Below are 21,041 nucleotides of genomic sequence, written 5' to 3' on the forward strand. Positions count from 1 at the left end.
GTTGACTGATCGTTCCCACGCTCCGCGTGGGAATGCATCCTGTGACGCTCCGCGTCACCAAGGCAACAGCGGGACGCGGAGCGTCCCATGCGGCATTCCCACGCGGAGCGTGGGAACGATCATGTGGGGTTAGATCAGGGCCAGCGCCTGGGCCAGGTCAGCTCTCAAATCTTCCACCTCCTCAACCCCCACCGACAACCGTACCAACCCATCGCCGATCCCCAACTGCGCCCGCGTCGCCGCCGGAATGCTTGCATGGGTCATGATCGCCGGGTGTTCGATCAGGCTCTCCACGCCGCCGAGGCTTTCGGCCAGGGCGAAAATCTTCACGTTTTCCAGAAAACGTGTGGCACCCGCCAGATCACTGTTCAAATCCACCGAAATCATCCCGCCAAACCCGCGCATCTGTTGGCGCGCCAGTGCGTGCTGCGGGTGCGAGGCCAGGCCTGGGTAGTACACCCGCGACACTTGCGGCTGCTGTTCCAGCCAGGTGGCCAGGTCCAGGGCGTTGCTGCAATGGCGCTCCATACGCAGTGCCAGGGTTTTTACTCCGCGCAGGGTCAGGAACGCATCGAACGGCCCGGCAATCGCGCCGACCGAGTTCTGCAAAAAGCCCAGGCGCTCGGCGAGGTCCGGGTTGTGGCCGACGATGGCGATACCGCCGATCACGTCGGAGTGGCCGTTGAGGTATTTGGTGGTGGAGTGCACCACGATGTCGAAGCCCAGCTCCAGTGGACGCTGGATCCAGGGGCTGGCGAAGGTGTTGTCGGCCACACAAATAATGCCGCGATCACGGCAGATACGCGCAATGGCGCTGAGGTCGGTGAGGCTCAGCAGCGGGTTGCTCGGGGTCTCGACCCAGACCATGCGCGTGTCGCTCTGCAGCGAGGCTTCAAAGGCCGACAGGTCGCTGAGGTCGACAAAGCTGAAACGGTGCCCGGCGCTGCGTTGGCGCACCTTGTCGAACAGGCGGAAGGTGCCGCCATACAGGTCGTTGCCGGAGACAATATGCGCACCGGCGTCGAGCAGTTCCAGCACGGTGGAAATCGCCGCCAGCCCGGAAGCAAACGCGAACGCCGCGCTGCCGCCTTCGAGGTCGGCGACGCAGCGTTCCAGGGCAAACCGCGTGGGGTTGTGGGAGCGCCCGTAATCAAAACCCTTGTGCACGCCGGGGCTGTTTTGCAAATAGGTGGAGTTGGCGTAGATCGGCGGCATCAGCGCGCCCGTGGTCGGGTCGGGGGATTGCCCGGCGTGGATTACACGGGTGGCAAACGCGCTTTTATCGGGCAGGCTCATGCAAGGGATCTCCGTAGGTGGTTAAGCAGGTCGACGCGGGTGATCAGGCCATGGAAGCCGGATGTGTCGGCAATAATCGCGACCAGGCCGCGATCGAGTTCCGCTTGCAGCTCAGCCAGGCTGGCGCTGGGGGCCAGTGTGTGCAAGGTGTTGCTCATGGCGTCTGCCACCACCATGGAAAAGTGTGTGGCGTCCTGATGCAGGCCCAGCAGGATGTCGGATTCGTCGATGACGCCGACCAATTCACGGCCATCCACCAGCACCGGCAGTTGCGAGACATCCGCCAGGCGCATGCGCTGGAAGGCGGTGAGCAAGCTGTCGTCGGGGCTCACACTGATTACCCGGCCGTCTTCGAAGCGCCGCGCGATCAGGTCGCGCAGGTCGCCGTAGTGTTTGTATTGCAACAGGCCCGCGTCGTTCATCCATTGGTCGTTGTAGACCTTGGACAAGTAGCGCGTACCGGTGTCGCAGACGAAGGTGACTACGCGCTTGGGCTCGGTTTGTTCGCGGCAGTAACGCAGTGCGGCGGCAAGCAGGGTGCCGGTGGATGAGCCGCCGAGAATGCCTTCGGCCTTGAGCAGTTGGCGGGCGTGGTCGAAGCTTTCTTCGTCACTGATGGAGTAGGCATGGCGCACGCTGGAGAGGTCGGCAATCGAGGGGATAAAGTCTTCGCCGATGCCTTCCACGGCCCAGGCGCCGGGCGTTTCCATTCTGCCGCTGCGGCTGTATTCGGCCATCACCGAGCCCACCGGGTCGGCCAGCACCATTTCCAGTTCGGGCTGCACGCGTTTGAAGAAGCGCGTAAGCCCGGTGAGGGTGCCGGCCGAACCGACGCCGACCACAATCGCGTCCAGATCATGCTGGGTTTGCGCCCAGATTTCCGGGGCGGTGCTGGTTTCGTGGGCCAGCGGGTTGGCGGGGTTGTTGAACTGGTCGGCGAAAAATGAACCGGGAATGTCGTTGGCCAGGCGCGCGGCCACATCCTGGTAATACTCGGGATGGCCCTTGCCCACGTCGGAGCGCGTGATATGCACCTCGGCGCCCATGGCCTTGAGGTGCAGGACCTTTTCAGTCGACATTTTGTCAGGCACCACCAGCACCACACGGTAGCCTTTGGCCCGGCCGACCAGCGCCAGGCCCAGGCCGGTGTTGCCGGCGGTGGCTTCGATGATGGTGCCGCCCGGTTGCAGGCGGCCGTCGCGTTCGGCGGCGTCGATCATCGCCAGGCCGATGCGGTCCTTGATCGAACCTCCGGGGTTCTGTGATTCAAGCTTGAGAAACAGCGTGCAAGGGCCAGTATCGAAACGGCTGACCTTGACCAGCGGCGTGTTGCCGATCAGCTCAAGCACGGCGGGACGAGGAAGGCTGGGCATGAATTCACCTTGGTTGCGAGCAGGCAGAGGTGGAGCAGCAAAGTAAACGCGTGCCTTGGAACATAGGCCGGGATCGCGCCGGTCGCAACCGGGCGGTCCGTTGGATGTCTTTTTTTGGCGCATGAACCCGACAGGGCGTTTACAGCAGCTCGCCCAACGCCTGCTTTACGCGCGCACTGGCCGCTTGCATCGGCGCGCGCAGTTCGCTGCCGATCAAGCCTTGCAACGCCAGCGCAGCCTTTACCGGCGCCGGGTTGGGCTCCATAAACACAGCATTGATCAGCGGCAACAGCGTGAAAAACGTTGCCCTGGCCTCGGCCAGCTGGTGATCGCGCACTTGCTGGCACAGCGCCACAAAGGCCTCGGTGCGCACATGCGCCGAGGCTGCAATCGCGCCACTGGCGCCCAGGCATAGCGCGTTGAAGATCTGGATGTCTTCGCCGCACAATACATCCACGTCACCACTGGCCAGCAGCGCCAAGGTGTTGGCCAGGTTGCCGCCGCAATCTTTGATCGCAGCGATTCGCGGGTGTTTGACGATGTTCAACAACGTGGCCTGCTCGAAGGTTACGCCGGTGCGGTAGGGAATGTCGTAGAGGACAATCGGCACGCTGGAGGCATCCGCCACCGTGCGAAAAAACGCCTCAAGACCAGCCTGGGAAGGGCGGATATAACTGGGCGCGGGCACCAACAGACCGGCGACCGAGCGCTGGAGAATTTCGCTTTGAAAGTGCAGCAGTTCAATCTGATTGCTGCCCGCCAGGCCCATCACCACTCGTTGTGCGGGCACCCATTGCAGCACGGCATCGAGCACGGCGAGTTGTTCCTGGCGGCTCAACGCCGCGGCTTCTCCGGTGGTGGTGCAGACCATGATCCCGGCCACGTGTTTTTCCAGCAGGCGGCTGACCAGCCGGTGCAGGCCGATAAAGTCGATGGCGCCATCCTGAAACGGCGTGACCACGGGCACCCAGATACCTTGAAACGATGACATGCACTTTCTCCTGATGGTTGACCGCAAAAGTCACCGTCAGAAGGCCAAAGGGGATTGTGCAGAAGGAGGTGGGGTCCGTCGCGCTCAATGTCCTGTCAGCTCATCTGACGGGACAGCGCGCCCCGGTCACATGAGCGACTGTTTCTTCGATTTGAGGGCGTGCGCCACGCAACCTTGCGCCTTGGCAATCAAGCCAATCACGCAAAGGTTAACGAAAGACGCTGCTGACATGCGCTGGCACACCCTGAATAAGATCTGCATCTTCAGGGGATGTGACGGGATGTGTCAACCCCGCCGCAGGGGCTAATAGGCAAGCGACTCGGTCAACTGTGGGAGCGGGCTTGCTCGCGAATGCGGTGGGTCAGTCAACTCATCTGTCACTGATACACCGCTTTCGCGAGCAAGCCCGCTCCCACATTAGGCCTGTGTTGCATTCAACGCCCAGCTACCGCAGCTTCGATAGCAGCCACGTCAATCTTGTTCATGGTCATCATCGCCTCGAACGCACGCTTGGCGATGGCCGGGTCGGCGTGAGTCACCGCCTCAGACAAGACGCGCGGGGTGATCTGCCAGGACACGCCCCACTTGTCCTTGCACCAGCCGCAGGCACTGGCCTGGCCGCCGTTGTCGATAATGGCGTTCCAATAGCGGTCGGTTTCGGCCTGGTCGTCCGTGGCCACCTGGAACGAAAACGCTTCGGTGTGCGGGAACGCCGGGCCGCCGTTCAGGCCCAGGCAGGGAATGCCCAGCACGGTGAACTCGACGGTCAACACATCGCCTTGCTTGCCCGCCGGAAAGTCGCCGGGGGCGTTATGCACGGCCTTCACAACGCTGTCCGGAAACGTCTCGGCGTAGAACTTCGCCGCCTCCAGGGCGGTGCCGTTGTACCAGAGGCAGAGGGTGTTTTTGTTCATCTTGGGTCTCCACGGATTGGTCGGGTGTAGAGAGTCTAGACGACGGTCGATCAAGGCTAATTGTGTGTCAGCTGTTGAGCTATCGCGGCTTTGTCGATGACTGACCAGACCTGCGCAATTTTGCCGTCGCGGCACTCGTAGAACACGTTTTCATCGAAGCTCACCGTTCTGCCATTGATCGGCAGCCCGAAGAACTCACCTCTGGGGCTCACGGTGAAATTCAACCGGCTGGCGACGGTAGGCGGGTCGGCTACCAGCAGTTGGATGCGAAACACCAGGTCGGGGATCTCACGAAAGTCGCGTTCCAGCATCGCTCGGTAGCCTGCCAGGCCGACAGCGGTGGCGTTGTAGGTCACTTGCGGGTGGACGAAGTGGCCCAGCTGTTCCCAGTCCTGGCGGTTGAGACAATCGATGTAGCCTTGGTAAAAGTCGGCGAGTTCGATTCGGGTCATGTCGCGTTTTCCCTGTTCGTTGAGTGCGCAGGCTTGTCCTCACGCCCTGCGCGCCATCAACAATACCGTCGCCGCCGCCGATAGCAACCCGGCGCAACAACGATTGAACAGCCGCTTGCCTCTGGGCTCGGCAAACCAGCGGCGCATATGCAGGCCCATGTACGCGTAGGCGCTGATGGCGATCCATTCCAGGCCCAGGAACATCGCACCCAGCAGCGCAAATTGGGGGGTGATCGGTTGGCCGGGCACCACGAATTGCGGGAGGAACGCGGTGAAGATCAGGATGGCTTTAGGGTTGCCGGCCGCCACCAGAAACTCCTGACGCGCCAAGGCCCACAATCCCACCTTGGGCGTCGATGATTCAGCTTCTTTGTGCGGATTAGCCCGCCACAGCTGAAACGCCAGATAAAAAAGATACGCCGCACCGAGAATCTTGATCCCGTAGAACAGCAGCTCCGAAGTCTGCAACACCACCGCCAAACCGGCAGAGGCGAGGGCGATCATGCCGGCAAAGGCCAGCAAACGACCAATACCTGCAAGGCAAGAAGTGCGATAGCCATAACGCGTGGAGTTGCTCACGGACAACAGGTTGTTGGGGCCGGGCGCCATGTTCAGGGCAAAGCAGGCGGGGAGGAAGAGGGCGAGGGTGGCGAGGTCCATGGCGGCTCTGGGTTGGGGTGGATGGAAGCGTTGAGGATAAATGCAGTTGAGGCGCTTGAGCAATTAGCGCGTGGGCCCCCGCGCGCGTGGGGCACAATCACGAAGTCAGCCCCTGAGGTCAGATTTATCTTGGCTTACTACGATACCCAGCCTGCCCCGCGCTTTACTTGAGTCGCCATGCAAAATAACCTGCGCCCTGCGTCATCACACACCGCGTTTTTCAGGGAGAAAATCAGTTGGTTACCACGAACATTGTTCACACGCTGGGTGTACCGACAGCGCTTGATTACTACGACCGCAGGTCGGTCCTGTTGCCCGCTGATATCACTGCACTGGAGGCGTGGAACATCATGACCGCCGAACCTGGGATGTTCATGCAGTGGGCCTTTCGGATCCGCGACGGGATTTCTTCGCGGTTCGGTGTGAAACGCATCGGTGGGTTCTCGGGCTTGCCGCGAAACACCGTGCAGGCGGGCGAGCGGCTGGATTTTTTCCTGGTAGAACACAGCGCCCCGGACGTGTTGGTGCTGACCGAGCGCGACCGGCACCTGGATGTGATGATTTGTCTGTCGATCACTGATCGGGTGTTTACGATTACCTCATCGGTGCTTACCCATAACACCTTTGGGCGTCTGTACATGTTGCCGGTGGGGCCGGCGCACAAGCTGATCGTCAACAGCAACCTGAGGCGACTCAAACGCACGCTGGATGCACTGGAACAGTAGCCTGTCGCCAAGCTGCGTACCTGAAGAACCTGGTACTCAGAGGCACGCTTGTGTCAGTGGCTGGCGCACCCGCACGGTGTATGCCTTGGCGCGGATGCGGGCAAGAAAATCGGCGATTCTGCCAGGCTGAGCCATCCTCACGTTGAGGCTTTTTTTCAGGAGTGAAACCTGCGCCCCAACGCATCCAGCCTTACCGCAATCGGCGGCAACTGCTCGCTGCTGCGCGCCAGGGTTTCCACATCATCGGCGGTGTTTTGTGCAATGTTCTGCACTGACTGCAGGCGCCCGACAATCTCCAGGTTGGCCGAGGTCTGTTCGCGGGTGGTCGTTACGATTCGCCCGTTCAGCGCGTCGATATGCGCGATGTCGGCGCCCACGGCCTGCAACATGTCCACCGCCAGTTGGCTGTCCTCTACGCAACGCGCTACACCTGCCTGGCTGTCGTGCATGGCCTCGACGGCCTGGCGGCTGCCGTGTTGCAGGCCCTCGATGATCTGTTTGATTTCCTGAGTGGAGACGGCGGTGCGTTGCGCCAGGCTGCGGACCTCGTCGGCGACCACCGCAAAGCCTCGGCCTTGCTCGCCGGCGCGGGCGGCTTCGATGGCGGCGTTGAGCGCCAGCAGGTTGGTCTGGTTGGCGATGCTGCTGATCACTTCGAGTACGGAGCCGATCTGCTCGGCTTGCGTGGCCAGGCCTTGCACCGTCTCATTGGTGCCGTTGATACGTGAGGCCAATTGGGTGATTTCATGCTGAGCACGACCGACACTGTCCTGGCCCCGTGCAATCTGTTGGCTGGCCTTGCCCGCGTGTTCCACGGCTTGTTCAACGTGTAGGGTAATGTGGCCGGTGGCGTCTTCCATGCGCTGCATTGAGTCGGTCATCTGGTTGATTTCGACCAGTTGATGGCGTGCACCTTTTTCCAATGTGCCGCTGGCGCTGGCCAGGGCCTGGCCGAGTTGGCCGAGACCGTGGGAGTCGCGGGTCACGCCATCGATCAGGTGGGTGATCTGCTGCAGGAAGTGGTCGAAACGCTTGGCCAGGGACACATGCGCCTTGCCTTCACCCTGGGCGGTTTCTACCGTGAGCTGGGACGTCACGGCGAGCATTTTTTCCAGCATCTCCTGGCTTTCGACGGCCTCGGCCTGGCTATGAATGGCGAGGTAGAGCAGGGCGACGGTTTCCATCACTACGTAGAAGGCGTGCACGAACACCATGTTCCAGCCGCCATGATGGTCCATCACAAACACCGGGAAACCCTGGTGCTGCAACGCGTGAAACACCACGTGGTGGACGGCGATGGTCACTGCGGCCACCAGGATCGGCAGCCAGTCGCGGTAAAACGTCAACACCGCCAGCAGCGCGAAGATCCCGAAGTGCGATTCGATCAAGCCCTCGGACTGGTTGATCTGCAATGCGGCCATGACCATCAGGCCGGCGCCGAGCAAACAGCGCATCAATCGGGTGCCACTGAGGGCGCGATAGAGCAGGGTAAGCACCACACTGGCGCCGCCGCCGACGAACACGGCTTGCAGCCAGGTGTCGTGCCAGAAGGCCAGGCCCAGGGAGAATAGAAACATCAGCCAGATCAACGCCAGCATGATGCGGTCGGCTTTGCGGTAGTGCTCCAGGAAGCGTGCGCGTGCGGGCATTCACTTTTACTCCATGTGGTCGAGCCAGGAACAAAGCATGCGGCGTGCCACGATGGGCCGCCGGTAAAAAGCAAAGCAGGTATCAGGTTTTTTTTGCCGGATCAGCTGTAACAAATCGTTATCGGCAGTGGACAGGAAGACTTAAGAGCGGTCGCCCGAGTGGGCGACCGAAAATACAAACAGGATCAGAAGCTATATTTGGCGGTCACCATCATATTGCGCGGGGCGCCGTAGGAATCACCGCCGTAGCTCACGGAGTTGGAGATGGACTGGTAATAGGTGCGATCAAAGATGTTGTTGGCATTGAGCTGCAGGTCCAGATGCTGGTTGACCTGGTAGCCAGCCATCAAGTCGGTCACGGCATAGGCGCCTTGCTTGAGGCGGTAGGTGCTGCCGTCCGCGACTTTGAAGTCGTTGTACAAACGGCTTTGCCAGTAGACGTTGCCGCCTATGCGGAGTTTTTCCAGAGCGCCCTGGAAGTGGTAGTTGGTGGTCAGTTTGAACAAGTGTTCCGGGATGTCGGTGTCGAACTGTTTGTTAACCTTTTGCGGGTTGGCGTCATCCTTGATGGTGTGGGTGCGCGCATAGGTGTAGCCGCCGCCAACCTGCCAATTGGGGGTCAATGCGCCCTGCAGTTCCATGTCGATACCCTGGCTGCGAATTTCGCCTGAGGCTACCGCGCAGGATGCCTGCGGGCAGTTCGGTACCACCACCGCCACGGCACGGTTTTCCTGGTCTACACGAAACAGCGCGACGCTCGCATTCAATGCGCCGCCCAGGTATTCGCCCTTGATACCGACCTCATAATTCTTGCCGACAATCGGTTTGAGCGGTGTGCCGGTGCTGTCCTTGTCACTCTGCGGGGTAAAGATGTCGCTGTAGCTGACATACACCGAGTGGTGGTCGTCCAGATCGTAGATAAGTCCGGCGTAGCGGGTGAGGTTGCGCGTTACATGGTAATCGCCATCGTTGCTGCCATGGGCATCGTAGTCATACCAGTCCAGACGGGCGCCGAGGATCAGCTTCAACGGGTCCGCCAGGCTCAGGCGTGTGGTGAGGTAGACGCCGTCCTGGGTGGTGACGTCGCGGTTGTTGGTGGTGTGGACGAAATCCGGTTTGCCCGCCGTCAGTGGCCAGTTCAAGTTGTACGGGCTGTAGTTGTGGGTGGTCATGTCATAGATGCGGCGGCTGGCGCCGACCACCAATTCGTGGGTACGCCCGAAGGCCTGAAAGGGGCCGCTGGCGAAGGCGTCGACGCCGGCCTGGTCTTCATCGTAAGAGGCCTGGTAGACCGTGCGCGCCAGGGTGTTATTGACCCAGCGCGACTGATAGGAGCCCGAAAACAGCGCGTCCTGCTCAGCGTAGTTGGCGTTGATCTGCAGTTTCCAGTCGTTGGCCAGGCGCTGACGCAGCTCGGCAAACACCGTGTTGATCTCCTGGTCCTTGTTCTCCCAGCTGGTCCCTGGGTTGTAGGAGCGCGGCAGGTTCAAGTGATGGCCGTCCTGGCCGACCATCGAAGAACCCCAGAAATAGTTGGTTTTGTCCTTCTGGTTCGAGAAACCGAGGGTGAGGGTGGTGTCTTCGCTGAGGTCTGCCTCGGTGACGGCATAGAACAGGCCATGGTCTTCCTTGGCTTTGTCGATAAAACCATTGGCGTCACGGTAAGAGGTCACAACCCGGCCGCGCCATGTGCCACTGTCATTGAGTGGGCTGGAGGCGTCCAGCTCGCCACGGTAGTCGTCCCAGCTGCCGGCGGCGCCGGTGAGGGTGACCTTCTGCTCGTCCAGTGGTCGCTTGCGTATCAGGTTGATGGCCGCCGAAGGGTTGCCTGCGCCGGTCACCAAACCGGTGGCGCCGCGTACGATCTCGACGCGGTCGAACATTGCCAGGTTCGGCTGGGCGCCGACTGAAACGCCGTTATAGCCGGTGGGGATGCCGTCATACATCAGGTTGTCGATGTCGAAACCACGTGAGGTATAGGATTCCCGCCCAGGGCCACTGGAGAAATTCAGGAACAGCCCCGGCGTGGCTTTTACCACGTCGTTGATGCTGGTCATCGCCTGGTCGTCCATCCGCTGACGGGTAATGACCGTGACCGCTTGCGGGGTTTCACGCAGGGTAAGCGGCAGTTTGGTCGCGGTTGCCATCGAGCCGGTGGTGTAGGACTGGCTGCCTTCGGTCGTCGCACCGAGGACTTGCTCAGTGTTGATCTGCGTCGCACCCAGCTCAACCACCTCTGGCGGCTGTTGCGCGTCGGCGGCGAAGGCCGCAGGTGAGGTGGCAAGACAAACCGCCAACGCCATCAAACTGGGTGTAAAAGCTTTGCCACCATGAAGTTGTACAGACATGAAACGGAGTCTCCCCTGAACGCCGTCCCTGGCTAATAATAAATATGTTGATAATTATTCGCATTAGTGTGGCAGATCGGGGCGAAGCAAAAAAGCCTTTGGGGAGGCATAGTTAACAAAAATTTCACATTTTCCAGGGTGGCATATGGCTAGAGCCGTCACAGTTGGTCGGCGTCTATCACGGCCTTGGCAAACGCTGCCGGCGCTTCTTGCGGCAGGTTATGGCCGATGCCGCCGCTGACCAGCCGGAACTGGTACTTGCCGGTAAAACGTTTGGCGTAGTCCTCGGGTAGCGGGTGCGGCGCACCGTTGGCGTCGCCTTCAAGGGTGATGGTCGGCACGCCGATGCTCGGCGACTGCGCCAGCGTTTGCTGCAGGGCCGCGTATTGTGCTTCGCCCTGCACCAGGCCGAGGCGCCAGCGGTAGTTGAACACCGTGATGGCCACGTGATCGGGGTTGTCCAGGCCTTTGGCGCTGCGCTCGAAGGTGGCGTCGTCAAAGGCCCACTTCGGCGAGGAGGTCTGCCAGATCAGCCTGGCGAAATCGTGGGTGTTTTTCTGGTAACCGGCGGCGCCGCGTTCGGTGGCGAAGTAGAACTGGTACCACCACTGCAATTCCGCTTTGGGTGGCAGCGGTTTTTTGCCGGCGGCCTGGTTACCGATCAGGTAGCCACTGACGGACACCAACGCCTTCACGCGTTCGGGCCACAGCGCCGAGACAATATCCGCCGAACGTGCCCCCCAGTCATAACCGCCCAGCACCGCTTGCCGGATCTTCAGCGCGTCCATGAAGTCGATCACATCCTGGGCCAACGCTGCCGGTTCACCGTTGCGCGGGGTCTTATCCGACAGAAAACGCGTGTCGCCATAACCACGGGCATACGGGATCAACACGCGATAGCCCTTGGCGGCCAACAGCGGCGCGACGTTGGCGTAGCTGTCGATATCGTAGGGCCAGCCATGCAGCAGAATCACCACTTGGCCATCGGCCGGGCCGACCTCGGCGTACGCTACATCCAGCAGGCCGGCCCTGATGTGCTTGAGCGTGCCGAAACCGGCTGGGTACTGCGCTGCCGCGGGTTGCGGCTCGGGCATCTCGGCATGGGCCATGCCCACGGCAGCGAAGGGCAACAGGGAAAAGGCGAGGAAAAGTGGACGGCGTTTCAACTGAGCGTGCATGGCGAGCCTCCTTGGGCTTGATGTGTGCCTTGTGCTCAGTTGAACGTCGTGCTGTGTCGGCTGTGTTTCAGGAAGTGGCATGGGTTAAACACTGTGTATCGCAACGCGTTCTGTACACAGTGCGATACACCTACGCGGATCAGAAATCCATTCGAAGCCCCAGTGTGCCTTGGCGACCATTCAGCGCGTTGCTGTCCAGGTTGCGGTTGTAGCCCAGTTGGCCGTACAGGCTGATGCCTTGGGCAACGGTCAAGGTGGCGCCGAGGTTGAGGTCCAGCGTGGTCGATTTTTGCTCGGTGTCTATGTCGGTAGCATCGTCGAATCTTAGGGTGTTGGTGCCGGCGCGGGCATGCCAGACGTTGGCGCGCACATACGGCTGCAGCGGCATGCCACGCAGCTCATAACTGCCGCGCAGGCGGGCACCCAGGCGGGTGGTGAGGTGGGTGTCGGCGTCGTAGGTGACGGCGGAGATCCGGTCTTGCTGGCTGTCCAGTCGGGTGCGGTCGACGATGAGCTGGGCTTGTGGCTCCAGTTCCCAGTGTGCGCTCACGGTAAATGGCCAGCCCACCTCGGCGGACGCCAGTGCATTGCTGCCTTTGGTTTTCATCTTGATGCCCCGGTCGGACTCATTGTTGCCTGTGAAACGAGTGCCCATCACCACCAGGTCCAGATAAGCGCGGTTGGCGCCGATCAGTGTCCAGTAGACGCCCAGGCTGTCGCCGCGCAAGGTGAGGCTGCCCGCATCCTTGCCCTGGAAGCCACCGTTGAAACCCTTGACGTCACCTTGCAAACGGCTGTGGCCGACAAAAAAGCCGACTCGATGAGCCTGGCCGCTGTCCGTGGTGGTGGCGTACAGGTCGCTGCCCACCTGAAACGCCGACACTGAGCTGTCCAGCGTCGGGCTGACCGTTCCGGCGAAGCTTTGGCGACTGTTGCCGCCATACACCCTGGCCCAGCCCGTGGGGAAAACTCCGGTTTGTTGCTGCTGGCGCTGATCCCCCACGCGTTCGTGGTAAGTCCCCAGCATGCCTTGCACGATTTGCTCGGCGGCCTCAAAGAGCACCGAGTAAACCGGCACTTCGGCGCGGTAGAGGGGGATGGCAGCGCTGCCCGAGCTGGGTGGCAATGCCGGTGTGCCAGGCGCTGGGGCGGGCGCCGCTATCACCGCACCGGGTGTGGGGATGGCAGGCACGGTAGAGCGCAGGTAGTAATTTTGCTCGGTACCTGCGGTCACGCCGCCTTTAAACAAGTGATAGTCAAATGCACCGGCAGACACGGGGCCTGCCAGCGAGAAGGCACCGACGCTGCTGGTGGCGCCCTGGTTTGCCTGCACCACCTCAATGCCATCCTGCACGGTCAATGCCCCTGCACCGCCCAGGTTGGTGATGCTGATCGCCGTGGTGCCTTGCAGGGTGCCGTGGCTGACCACCAGTTTGTCGCTGGCGGAGTTATCCGCGCCCAACACCGTTTGCAGTGCAAGTCGGCCACCCGTGCCCAGGTAATTGCCGTTGACCGTCAAACTGTCGGCGGCGCTGGAACTGTCGCTGGTCATGTCGATCAGGCCGGCATTGTTCAAGCTCGCCAATTGCCCGGCCGTGAAGGGTGAGAGGGTGCCGGTGGTCACGTTCAACCGGCTCGTTGCATCGATGCTCATTGCGCCGGTACCGGTATCGCTGCCTCCCAACACAAATACGCCGCCCAATGTCAGGGCTGATCTATTGACTAACAACACCCGTTCCCAGCCGGTGTAGCGGTTCGGGGCACGGGTTTGTGTGGCGTCAAAGGTCAGGGTGTCGTTACCCAGGCCACCGTCCAGCTGGGGGTTGGAGGCCAACACGGTTTCGCTGAGGTTTTTCAGCAGAGCGGTATCATCGTCGGCGCCCATGAGAACTGCCCCGTTGAGGGTTCCGCCATCGGTCCAGATGAACTGATCGGCGCCGAAGCTGGTGAGGATCTGGCCGTTGACCCTGCCACCACTGATCTGAATCAGATCCACGCCGGCGCTGGTGCTGATGTTGCCACCGATGGTGCTGGTGCCCGACACGAGAATGGTGTCCCGGCCAAGCCCTGTGACCAGGTTGCCGACGATGGTTCCGCCGCGCATATCGAAGACGTTGTTATCGAGTTTCATGTCGACTCGGCCGATGGTGCCGCCGGTCATCAAGGCTTGATCGCCGTCTTCAAAGGCGCCCTTGATGGTGCCTCCGGTCAGGGTAAAAGTGTCATGTCCATCGCCTTGGGCCAAGGATTCGATGGTTCCACCGCTCATGACAAAATTGTCGATACCCCCGCCCTGGATGATCGCCCCCGCCTGCCCACCGCTGATCTGTACCCGATCAGCGCCATCTCCTTGGGTGATGGATCCCGTGACAGTGCCCAGGGTCAGGCGAAAAGTATTCTCACCGTCATCCTGGTTCAGCGTCCCATTGATTGCAGCTGTCGCACCGTTGATCTCTACCGAGTCGTTGCCGGCACCGAAGGTGACATCGCCATTAAGGGTGCCGCTGCCGCTGAGGTTCAGCGTGTTGTTGCCGGCCGTGTCGGTAAAGCCCGGTGCGCCGCCGCTGTCGCAGGTCGAGGTGTCATTGCCGGCGGTGAAGTTGATCGTGCAGGCGCCAAGCGACGGCAGCGGCCAAGCCGCCATCAACGTGATACCCAGGGAAGTCAAAAAAGTCGGCAGTGTGCGCATGGCGTGTCCTTGTCCAAGGGAAGTGCCTGCACCTGGGCAAACAGGTGCAGTTCAAGCCATGGCAAGCAAACGTGCGATACGGAGCGGGGACGGCGGTTTACCTGTTCGGCGAAAACCCCGGCTAGTGCAACGAGTTGGCATGGCTTTCTCGACTGCACATCAAGCTGTGCAGGTTTTTTTGCACCTTAGTCGCAGAGTCAACCGGACGCTACTGTGAGAACTGACAGGTACAGACCAGTGCTGCACTAGGCAAACACGATCTCATAGGGCTCACGCATCCGCTCCAGCAATTCCTGGGCAAGCATCGGTGCCAGGCCGATCTCCGGGTCGCCGACCAATTGGCTGGCATACGCGTGGGCGGCGTGAAGTTTGCGCGCGACGCTCCAGCTGTCCAGGCGCACTTTGCGCGCGCGTTGCCAGGGGATTACCGAGCCTTCGCGCAGCGGCCAGTGCCAGGCCCATATCGGCAGCTCATACAGGCGCGCGCCGGTGAGCATGCACGCTTTGGCGCTGGCGCGGCCGACGGCGTCATGGTCGTCGTTGCCGTCGTGGCGCCAGGTGGTGAACACCACGTCGCCCGGTTGCAGGTAGCGCGCAATGAACTGGCTCATGGGCTGCTCGCGGGCGGCGAGGGCGTTGTCACAAAACCCGCCGCGAATCCACTTCAGGCTGTGCAGCGGCATGCCCAGGCGCCGCAACGCTTCGGCGCTTTCCTGCGGCCGGATTACACTCAGGCGGCTTGCCGGCCAGGCATTCGAGCCTGGGTGGCTGGCGCTGCCGTCGGTGATCGAGATCAACTGCAGCGGGTGGTTGAGGGTGCTCAGCAGTTGCAATAAACCGCCACACGCCAGGACCTCATCGCCGGGGTGAGGCGCAATGACCACCACACGCGCACCGCGTGGCACCAGGGAGGAGGGCTTGATAACGGGGATGTGCGCCAACTGCGGCGCACTGTTCCAGATTTGCGCAGGGCCGCGACGGCCCTCGCTCAATGAGGCAGATTTCATGGGTGTCACGTCCTTGTCGAATGATGCCGGGTCGTACCCCGTTGACGGGACGACGCTCTTGTACTCAGCACAGGCTCCGCTGCGATGAACTGCGGCCATCCAACCCTGGATGACCAGCAAGGCGATTTCAGCATAGTCAAGGATTCAGCGTTTTTACATCGTGCACGGCGGAAATTTTCAGGTGGCCTGCATCAGGCTTTTGAGGTAATCACCAAAACCGCCCTGTGCACGGCAGTTCAGGCGCGCGCTGGTGATCACCTGCGGTGTGTGGCTCCAGGCGATTGAGGCGCCGCAGCGTTCCAGGTTGCGCACCAGCTGCACATCCTCGTGGCAGGCCAGCGGCTCGAAACCACCGGATTGCACATAGGCAGCGGCGCTCACGCCCAGGTTGGCACCGTGAATATGCCGATGGCCGTCGCGGGCCTCATAGGCTTGGGTGTAGCGGATCTGGGCGGCGGCATCGAAGCCTTCGCTCCAGGCATCCACCGTTACCGTGCCGCACACGGCATCGGCGCCCAAGGCCAGTTGCGCCACCAACCAGTCGGGGGCGACACGGCTGTCGGCGTCGGTGCACGAAATCCAGCGCGCCCCCTGGTTCAACAAGTGCCGTGCACCCACTCCACGCACATGCCCGACGTTACGTGCCTGCACCTGCAAACACTGCACCGGATACGCTTGGGCAATCGCCGCGCTGCCATCGCTGCAACTGTCGAGCACGGCCAGGATCTGCACCGGTTCGCCGAGCAGGTCCGGGTGGCCGGCGGCAATCATTGCGGCTTTGAGGCACTCGCCCAACAGCGCTTCCTCGTTATGCACCGGGATCAGAATGCCGATCATCGCAAGCCCTCATGGCTGGCGACCGAGGTGCCGTCACGGCTCCACAGGTCGAGTAGAAAGTCACTGTCGTGATGCTGGACGAGGTGGGCCATGCTCAGGCGTTGCGCGAGCATTTTGTGCACCTGTTCAGCCGTTTGCGGGCAGCCGTCGATGCGGGGGCGCCAGTGGCAGGCGAGCAGTTGGCCGTTGTCGGTCAGTGCGTTGAGCGCGCAGTCGATCAGGCGCTGTAAGTCTTCGGCATCGAGGTAGTAGCAAAGCTCGCTCAACACGATCAGTTCGAACTGGCCGGGCGGCCACTCCTGAGGCAGGCGGCTTTGCCGGACTTGGGCATGGGGAAACGCCATCAAGCGGGTCTGCGCCAGCGCCACGGCCGCGGCGGCGGTGTCGCAACACACGAGGCGGTCGCAGCGCGCTGCCAACTCGGCACTCAGCTCACCGTTGGCGCAGCCGGGTTCAAAGATCGACGTGTAATGGGGGCGGGTCAGCACGGCCAGGGTCAACGCGCGCTTGCGCTGTTCGTACCAGCGCTGGCGAAAGGCCCAGGGGTCGTCATTGCCGGCGAACAACTGATCAAAATACGGCGTGGCCACACTCATACAAACACCACTTCAAAAGGTTGCAGCAAACGCTCCACCACATAGGGTGCCAGCACCGGTGCCAGGCCTACTTGCGGGTCGCCCTCCAACTGGCTGGCAAAGGCATGAATGGCGTGACGTTTACGCGCCACGGCTTCAGGTGTCAGCGCGATCTTGCGCGCACGGTGCCACGGCACCTGGCTGTCTTCGGGCGTTGCCCAATGCCAGGTCCACACGGGCAGCTCGTAAAGGGTGGCACCGACCGCCTGCGCCGCCTTGGCGCTGGCGCGGCCAACGGCTTCATGGTCGCAATGCCCGTCTTCGCGCCATGTGGTGAACACCACGTCGGTGGGCTTGAGATAACGCTCTATGAATGCGCTCAACTCATCTTCACGGGCCGCCACCTGGCTGTCGGCAAAACCTGCACGCAGCCATTTCAAGCTGTGCAACGGCAAGCCGAGGCGGTGCAGGGCCTGGGCCGATTCCTGCGGGCGCACCACGCTCAAACGCTGGACCGGCCAGCGCCTGGAACCTGGGTGACTGGCGCTGCCATCGGTGACGGAAATCAGCTGGATCGGCCGGCCCAGCAGGGCCAGGCCTTGCAACAGGCCACCGCAGCCCAGCACTTCGTCATCCGGGTGCGGAGCAATGATGACAGCGCGATGCCCTGCCGGCACCAGCTGCTCGACACTGATCTGCGGCAACTGAGCCATCAGGGAGGAAGCTTGCCACTGGTGCAGTGGCGTGCCCTGGCCAACGATGGGGTTGGGTTTCATAACAGCCACCTCCCTGTGGGTTCGTCCGCCACCAGCTTTCCCAACGCCGCCAGGTCGCGCTCGGCGTGGCTTTGGCGTACATACACGGGTAAGTCCGCCATCAACTGGGCGAAGTGGGGATCCTTGCAATAAGGCCCGGCACCCACCGCGCGACCGACATGGTGCATGACCTGTTCGACCGTTTCCTCGATACACGCCCGTGCCTGTTGGGCCAACAGCTGCGCATTGGCGCGAGGGTCGCGGTCAATCTGCTCAGCGGCGTCGCGCAGCACACAGGCGGCGCTGTTGAGCACGCTGTCGACCGCGCCCAAATGCGCTAACGCATGGGGCTCAGGACGTTGGCTGCACTGCGCGCGCAGCACTTCCGCCAGGCGTTGTGCACCGCCATACCAACAGGCGGCGATACCGACGCCGCCGTGCCAGAAGCCCGGCCGTGACAGGTAGTCGCCCGGTTCGCCGACCGCAATGCCGTGAGCCTCATCGAAGAGGATTTCGACACTGCCGGTGGCCGCCATACCCACGGCGTTCCAGCCGTCGTGGGTGACGGTGACGCCGGGCTGGTTCATCTCGACAGCCACTAACTGCTGGCGGTCGTCTTCGTCCCAAGCCGTCAGCAAACCATGGCTGACCACCGCAGCGCCCGAGCACCAGGCTTTGCGCCCATCGACGATCAAGCGCTGAGCGTCACGGCGCACACGCACCTTGGCGGTCGGCGGTTCGGCGGCCCACATGCCCCAAACGCTGCCCAAGGGCGGCAAGGGGCTGTCGAGCTCGGCGATGATCGCCAGGGCATCCGTGTGGCCTTCGAACAGTTTGCACAGGCGCAGGTCATGACCTGCCACCTGTGCCAGCCGGCTGAAGCGCTCGAGCGTCTGGCCGCTGCCGGGCAATGGCAGTTGGTCCAGGCCTTCTTCCTGAAGTGCCTTCAGTGCAACGCCCAGCGCCTGAGTGTCGGCGTAGCTGCGGTTGCCTTGAAGGAATCCATGCAGGGCCATGTCACACCTCATCATCTCGTTGCAGTTCGAACAGCAGCAGGGAACGGCCCGTCACCGCGTATTCGTGCTCGAAATCAAAACGTTCCTGCCCGCGCACTGCCGGGGCATTGGTGTCGAGCATACAGGTCCAGAATTCCCCCTGGGGCACCGGCGGCAGGCGGAAATTCACCATGTCGTGGTGGGCGTTGACCACCAGCAACAGGGTCGCGTCACCGCCTGGGCGACGAATCCCGGTTTCCTGGGCGCGGCCGTCCATCAGCATGCCCAGGCAGCGGCCGTGGCTGTCTTCCCACTGTTCGGTGCTCATCTCGTTGCCATCCGGCGCCAGCCAGGTGACGTCTTTTACCCCGAGATCTTCGTTGTAGTCGCCCACCAGGAAGCGCCCACGGCGCAGGATCGGGTAGGCCAGGCGCAACTTGATCAGGCGTTTGACGAACTTGAGCAGTGCCTTGCCATCGTCGTCCAGGTCCCAGTTGACCCAGCCGATCTCGCTGTCCTGGCAATAGGCATTGTTGTTGCCGTGCTGGGTACGCGCGAACTCGTCACCGGCCACGATCATCGGCGTGCCTTGGGCCAACAGCAACGTGGCGAAGAAATTACGCATCTGGCGCAGGCGCAGGGCGTTGATTTCCGGGTCTTCGGTGGGGCCTTCGACGCCGTGGTTCCAGGACAGGTTGTTGTTGCTGCCGTCCTGGTTGTTCTCGTCGTTGGCCTCGTTGTGCTTGTCGTTGTACGACACCAGGTCGTGCAGGGTGAAACCATCGTGGGCGGTGATGAAGTTCACCGAGCTGTAGGGCCTGCGCCCCCGGTGGTTGAACATCTCGCCCGAGGCGGTCATGCGCCCGGCAAAGTCCGCCAACTGGCCGTCATCGCCTTTCCAGAAGGCGCGCACGGTGTCGCGGAAGCGGTCGTTCCATTCCACCCAGCCGGGTGGGAAGTTGCCCACTTGATAGCCGCCGGGGCCGCAGTCCCAGGGCTCGGCGATCATTTTCAGCTGGCGCAGCACCGGGTCCTGGCGGCAGGCCACGAGGAAGCTGTGGCGCTCGTCGAAACCGTCGCGGTAACGTCCCAGAATGGTCGCCAGGTCAAAGCGGAAACCGTCCACGTGCATCTCGGTGGCCCAGTAACGCAGGGAGTCGGTGACCATTTGCAGCACGCAGGGGTGGCTCAGGTCCAGGGTATTGCCGGTGCCGGAATCGTTGATGTAGAAGCGCTTGTCGTCGGGCATCAGCCGATAGTACGAGGCGTTGTCGATGCCGCGCATCGACAGGGTAGGGCCGCGCTCATTGCCCTCGGCGGTGTGGTTGTAGACCACGTCGAGGATCACTTCGAGCTTCTGTTCATGCAGGTGCGCGACCATCTCCTTGAACTCGGCGATCTTGCCGCTGGCCAGGTAGCGCGGGTCGGGCGCAAAAAACGCGATGCTGTTGTAGCCCCAATAGTTGGTCATGCCTTTTTGCAGCAGGTGCTGGTCGTTGACGAAGGCATGCACCGGCAGCAGTTCAACGGATGACACGCCGAGCTGGCGGATGTGCTTGAGCACGTCATCTTCCATCAGCCCGGCACAGGTGCCGCGCACCGACTCGCCCACCGACGGGTGACGCATGCTGATGCCACGCAGGTGGGTTTCGTAGATGATCGTGCGGTCCCATGGCACCCGCACCGGCTGGTCGTTGCCCCAGGTGTGCGCCGGGTCGATGACCTTGCACTTGGGCACGAAGGGCGCGCTGTCGCGTTCGTCGAAACTGAGGTCGTCGTCCGGGTGGCCGATGGTGTAGCCGAACAGCGCCTCGGACCATTTGAGTTCACCCACCAGCTGTTTGGCATAGGGGTCGATCAACAATTTGTTGTGGTTGAAGCGGTGACCATTGGCCGGGTCATACGCACCGTACACGCGGTAGCCGTAAATCAGCCCTGGGTGGGCGTCGGGCAGGTAACCGTGGAAGGTTTCGTCGGTGTATTCGGGCAGTTCGATCCGTTCAAGCTCGACCTCGCCGGTGTCATCGAACAGGCACAGCTCGACCTTGGTGGCATTGGCTGAGAACAGCGCAAAGTTGACGCCCAGGCCATCCCAGGTGGCGCCTAGAGGGAAGGGCAAACCTTCACGAATCCGCGACGGCTCGTTTTCCGGCGTGGCTGAGTTGTTATCGGGTTTGCTCATTAAATTGCTCCTGCAAGGGTCTTTTTTCGGGCCGAGCGCTACCGTGCCGACGGTTGCTCAGCTGACGCACTGAAAAGTAAAAAGGGCCTCCTGCCGAGCGTGTCGGCAGGAGGCGCGTGGGCTGTTAAGGTTTCGGTTTTTTCGGCGCCGCAGGCTTCTTCGCCGCTGGCGGTGCGGGCTTGCTGGCTGCCGGGGCCGGCGGCTTGGCTTTTGGCGCAGGCTTGGGCGCGGTCTTGGGCTTGGCCGCAGCCTTGGGTTTGCTCGGGGTCAGCGCTTCGGCTTCGGCCAACTTGCGCGCCATCTCCCAGTGGCGTGCATCTTCACCGTGGGGCTTGCCTTCGGACTCCCAGATCTGATGCGCCAACTCGCGTACGCGTTTGTCTTCAGTACTCATCGCAATACTCCTCACAGAAAA

18 protein-coding genes are annotated in these 21,041 nt (G+C 61.9%); 1 reads left to right on the plus strand and 17 read right to left on the minus strand.

Going from position 1 to position 21,041, the window contains the following annotated elements; translation table 11 throughout:
* Window positions 1-129: 129 nt before the first annotated feature.
* The 6 genes from AOA59_RS21520 to AOA59_RS21545 form a co-directional block, all read right to left on the minus strand.
* Entirely contained in the window at window positions 130-1,296 is a 1,167-nt protein-coding gene (locus tag AOA59_RS21520; RefSeq protein WP_099488986.1) for a cystathionine gamma-synthase, read from the minus strand.
* Window positions 1,293-2,669, minus strand: coding sequence for a cystathionine beta-synthase (locus tag AOA59_RS21525; protein ID WP_069787347.1), 1,377 nt, complete (start codon window positions 2,667-2,669; stop codon window positions 1,293-1,295). The genes AOA59_RS21520 and AOA59_RS21525 overlap by 4 nt, the downstream gene beginning before the upstream one ends.
* Before the next feature lie 139 nt (window positions 2,670-2,808).
* The gene (gene dapA / locus AOA59_RS21530) at window positions 2,809-3,660 is read right to left on the minus strand and encodes a 4-hydroxy-tetrahydrodipicolinate synthase (RefSeq protein WP_099488987.1); all 852 of its coding nucleotides are present in this window, start codon (window positions 3,658-3,660) and stop codon (window positions 2,809-2,811) included.
* A 434-nt stretch (window positions 3,661-4,094) separates the two neighbouring features.
* Complete coding sequence (locus tag AOA59_RS21535; protein ID WP_099488988.1) at window positions 4,095-4,574, minus strand: VOC family protein; 480 nt, start codon at window positions 4,572-4,574, stop codon at window positions 4,095-4,097.
* A 56-nt stretch (window positions 4,575-4,630) separates the two neighbouring features.
* Entirely contained in the window at window positions 4,631-5,026 is a 396-nt protein-coding gene (locus AOA59_RS21540) for an ester cyclase (protein WP_099488989.1), read from the minus strand.
* A 39-nt stretch (window positions 5,027-5,065) separates the two neighbouring features.
* The gene (locus AOA59_RS21545) at window positions 5,066-5,686 is read right to left on the minus strand and encodes a LysE family translocator (protein WP_099488990.1); all 621 of its coding nucleotides are present in this window, start codon (window positions 5,684-5,686) and stop codon (window positions 5,066-5,068) included.
* A 236-nt stretch (window positions 5,687-5,922) separates the two neighbouring features.
* On the opposite strand from AOA59_RS21545, the gene AOA59_RS21550 reads away from it, so the two are divergent.
* Window positions 5,923-6,411 (plus strand): DUF2867 domain-containing protein, encoded by a 489-nt coding sequence (locus AOA59_RS21550; RefSeq protein WP_099488991.1) that lies wholly within the window; start codon window positions 5,923-5,925, stop codon window positions 6,409-6,411.
* Between the two features lie 155 nt (window positions 6,412-6,566).
* Here AOA59_RS21550 and AOA59_RS33340 read toward each other — a convergent pair whose 3' ends face one another.
* The 11 genes from AOA59_RS33340 to AOA59_RS21605 form a co-directional block, all read right to left on the minus strand.
* Window positions 6,567-8,060, minus strand: coding sequence for a methyl-accepting chemotaxis protein (locus AOA59_RS33340; protein WP_099488992.1), 1,494 nt, complete (start codon window positions 8,058-8,060; stop codon window positions 6,567-6,569).
* Between the two features lie 185 nt (window positions 8,061-8,245).
* Complete coding sequence (locus tag AOA59_RS21560; RefSeq protein WP_099488993.1) at window positions 8,246-10,408, minus strand: TonB-dependent siderophore receptor; 2,163 nt, start codon at window positions 10,406-10,408, stop codon at window positions 8,246-8,248.
* 158 nt (window positions 10,409-10,566) lie between these two features.
* A complete protein-coding gene (locus AOA59_RS21565; RefSeq protein WP_099488994.1) occupies window positions 10,567-11,586 on the minus strand; it encodes an alpha/beta fold hydrolase in 1,020 nt (339 codons plus the stop codon).
* Window positions 11,587-11,725: 139 nt separating this feature from the next.
* A complete protein-coding gene (locus tag AOA59_RS21570; protein ID WP_099488995.1) occupies window positions 11,726-14,275 on the minus strand; it encodes an autotransporter outer membrane beta-barrel domain-containing protein in 2,550 nt (849 codons plus the stop codon).
* Between the two features lie 245 nt (window positions 14,276-14,520).
* Window positions 14,521-15,282, minus strand: a complete 762-nt coding sequence (locus AOA59_RS21575; RefSeq protein WP_099488996.1) for a PIG-L deacetylase family protein — start codon at window positions 15,280-15,282, stop codon at window positions 14,521-14,523.
* 177 nt (window positions 15,283-15,459) lie between these two features.
* Window positions 15,460-16,119, minus strand: coding sequence for a glycosyltransferase family 2 protein (locus AOA59_RS21580; protein WP_099488997.1), 660 nt, complete (start codon window positions 16,117-16,119; stop codon window positions 15,460-15,462).
* Window positions 16,116-16,715, minus strand: coding sequence for an SAM-dependent methyltransferase (locus tag AOA59_RS21585; protein ID WP_099488998.1), 600 nt, complete (start codon window positions 16,713-16,715; stop codon window positions 16,116-16,118). Before AOA59_RS21585 ends, AOA59_RS21580 begins: the two co-directional genes overlap by 4 nt.
* A complete protein-coding gene (locus tag AOA59_RS21590; RefSeq protein ID WP_069787362.1) occupies window positions 16,712-17,470 on the minus strand; it encodes a PIG-L deacetylase family protein in 759 nt (252 codons plus the stop codon). Before AOA59_RS21590 ends, AOA59_RS21585 begins: the two co-directional genes overlap by 4 nt.
* Window positions 17,467-18,465 carry an acyl-CoA dehydrogenase family protein gene (locus AOA59_RS21595; RefSeq protein ID WP_099488999.1) on the minus strand — a complete coding sequence of 333 codons (999 nt, stop codon included), beginning with the start codon at window positions 18,463-18,465 and terminating at the stop codon, window positions 17,467-17,469. The genes AOA59_RS21590 and AOA59_RS21595 overlap by 4 nt, the downstream gene beginning before the upstream one ends.
* Before the next feature lies 1 nt (window position 18,466).
* Complete coding sequence (gene glgX / locus AOA59_RS21600; protein WP_099489000.1) at window positions 18,467-20,626, minus strand: glycogen debranching protein GlgX; 2,160 nt, start codon at window positions 20,624-20,626, stop codon at window positions 18,467-18,469.
* Between the two features lie 124 nt (window positions 20,627-20,750).
* Window positions 20,751-21,020: a DUF2934 domain-containing protein gene (locus AOA59_RS21605; RefSeq protein WP_099489001.1), complete on the minus strand. Its 270-nt coding sequence runs from the start codon at window positions 21,018-21,020 to the stop codon at window positions 20,751-20,753.
* Between the last annotated feature and the right edge of the window lie 21 nt (window positions 21,021-21,041).

This window comes from Pseudomonas sp. 2822-15, from assembly GCF_002742515.1.
Lineage (GTDB): Bacteria > Pseudomonadota > Gammaproteobacteria > Pseudomonadales > Pseudomonadaceae > Aquipseudomonas > Aquipseudomonas salomonii.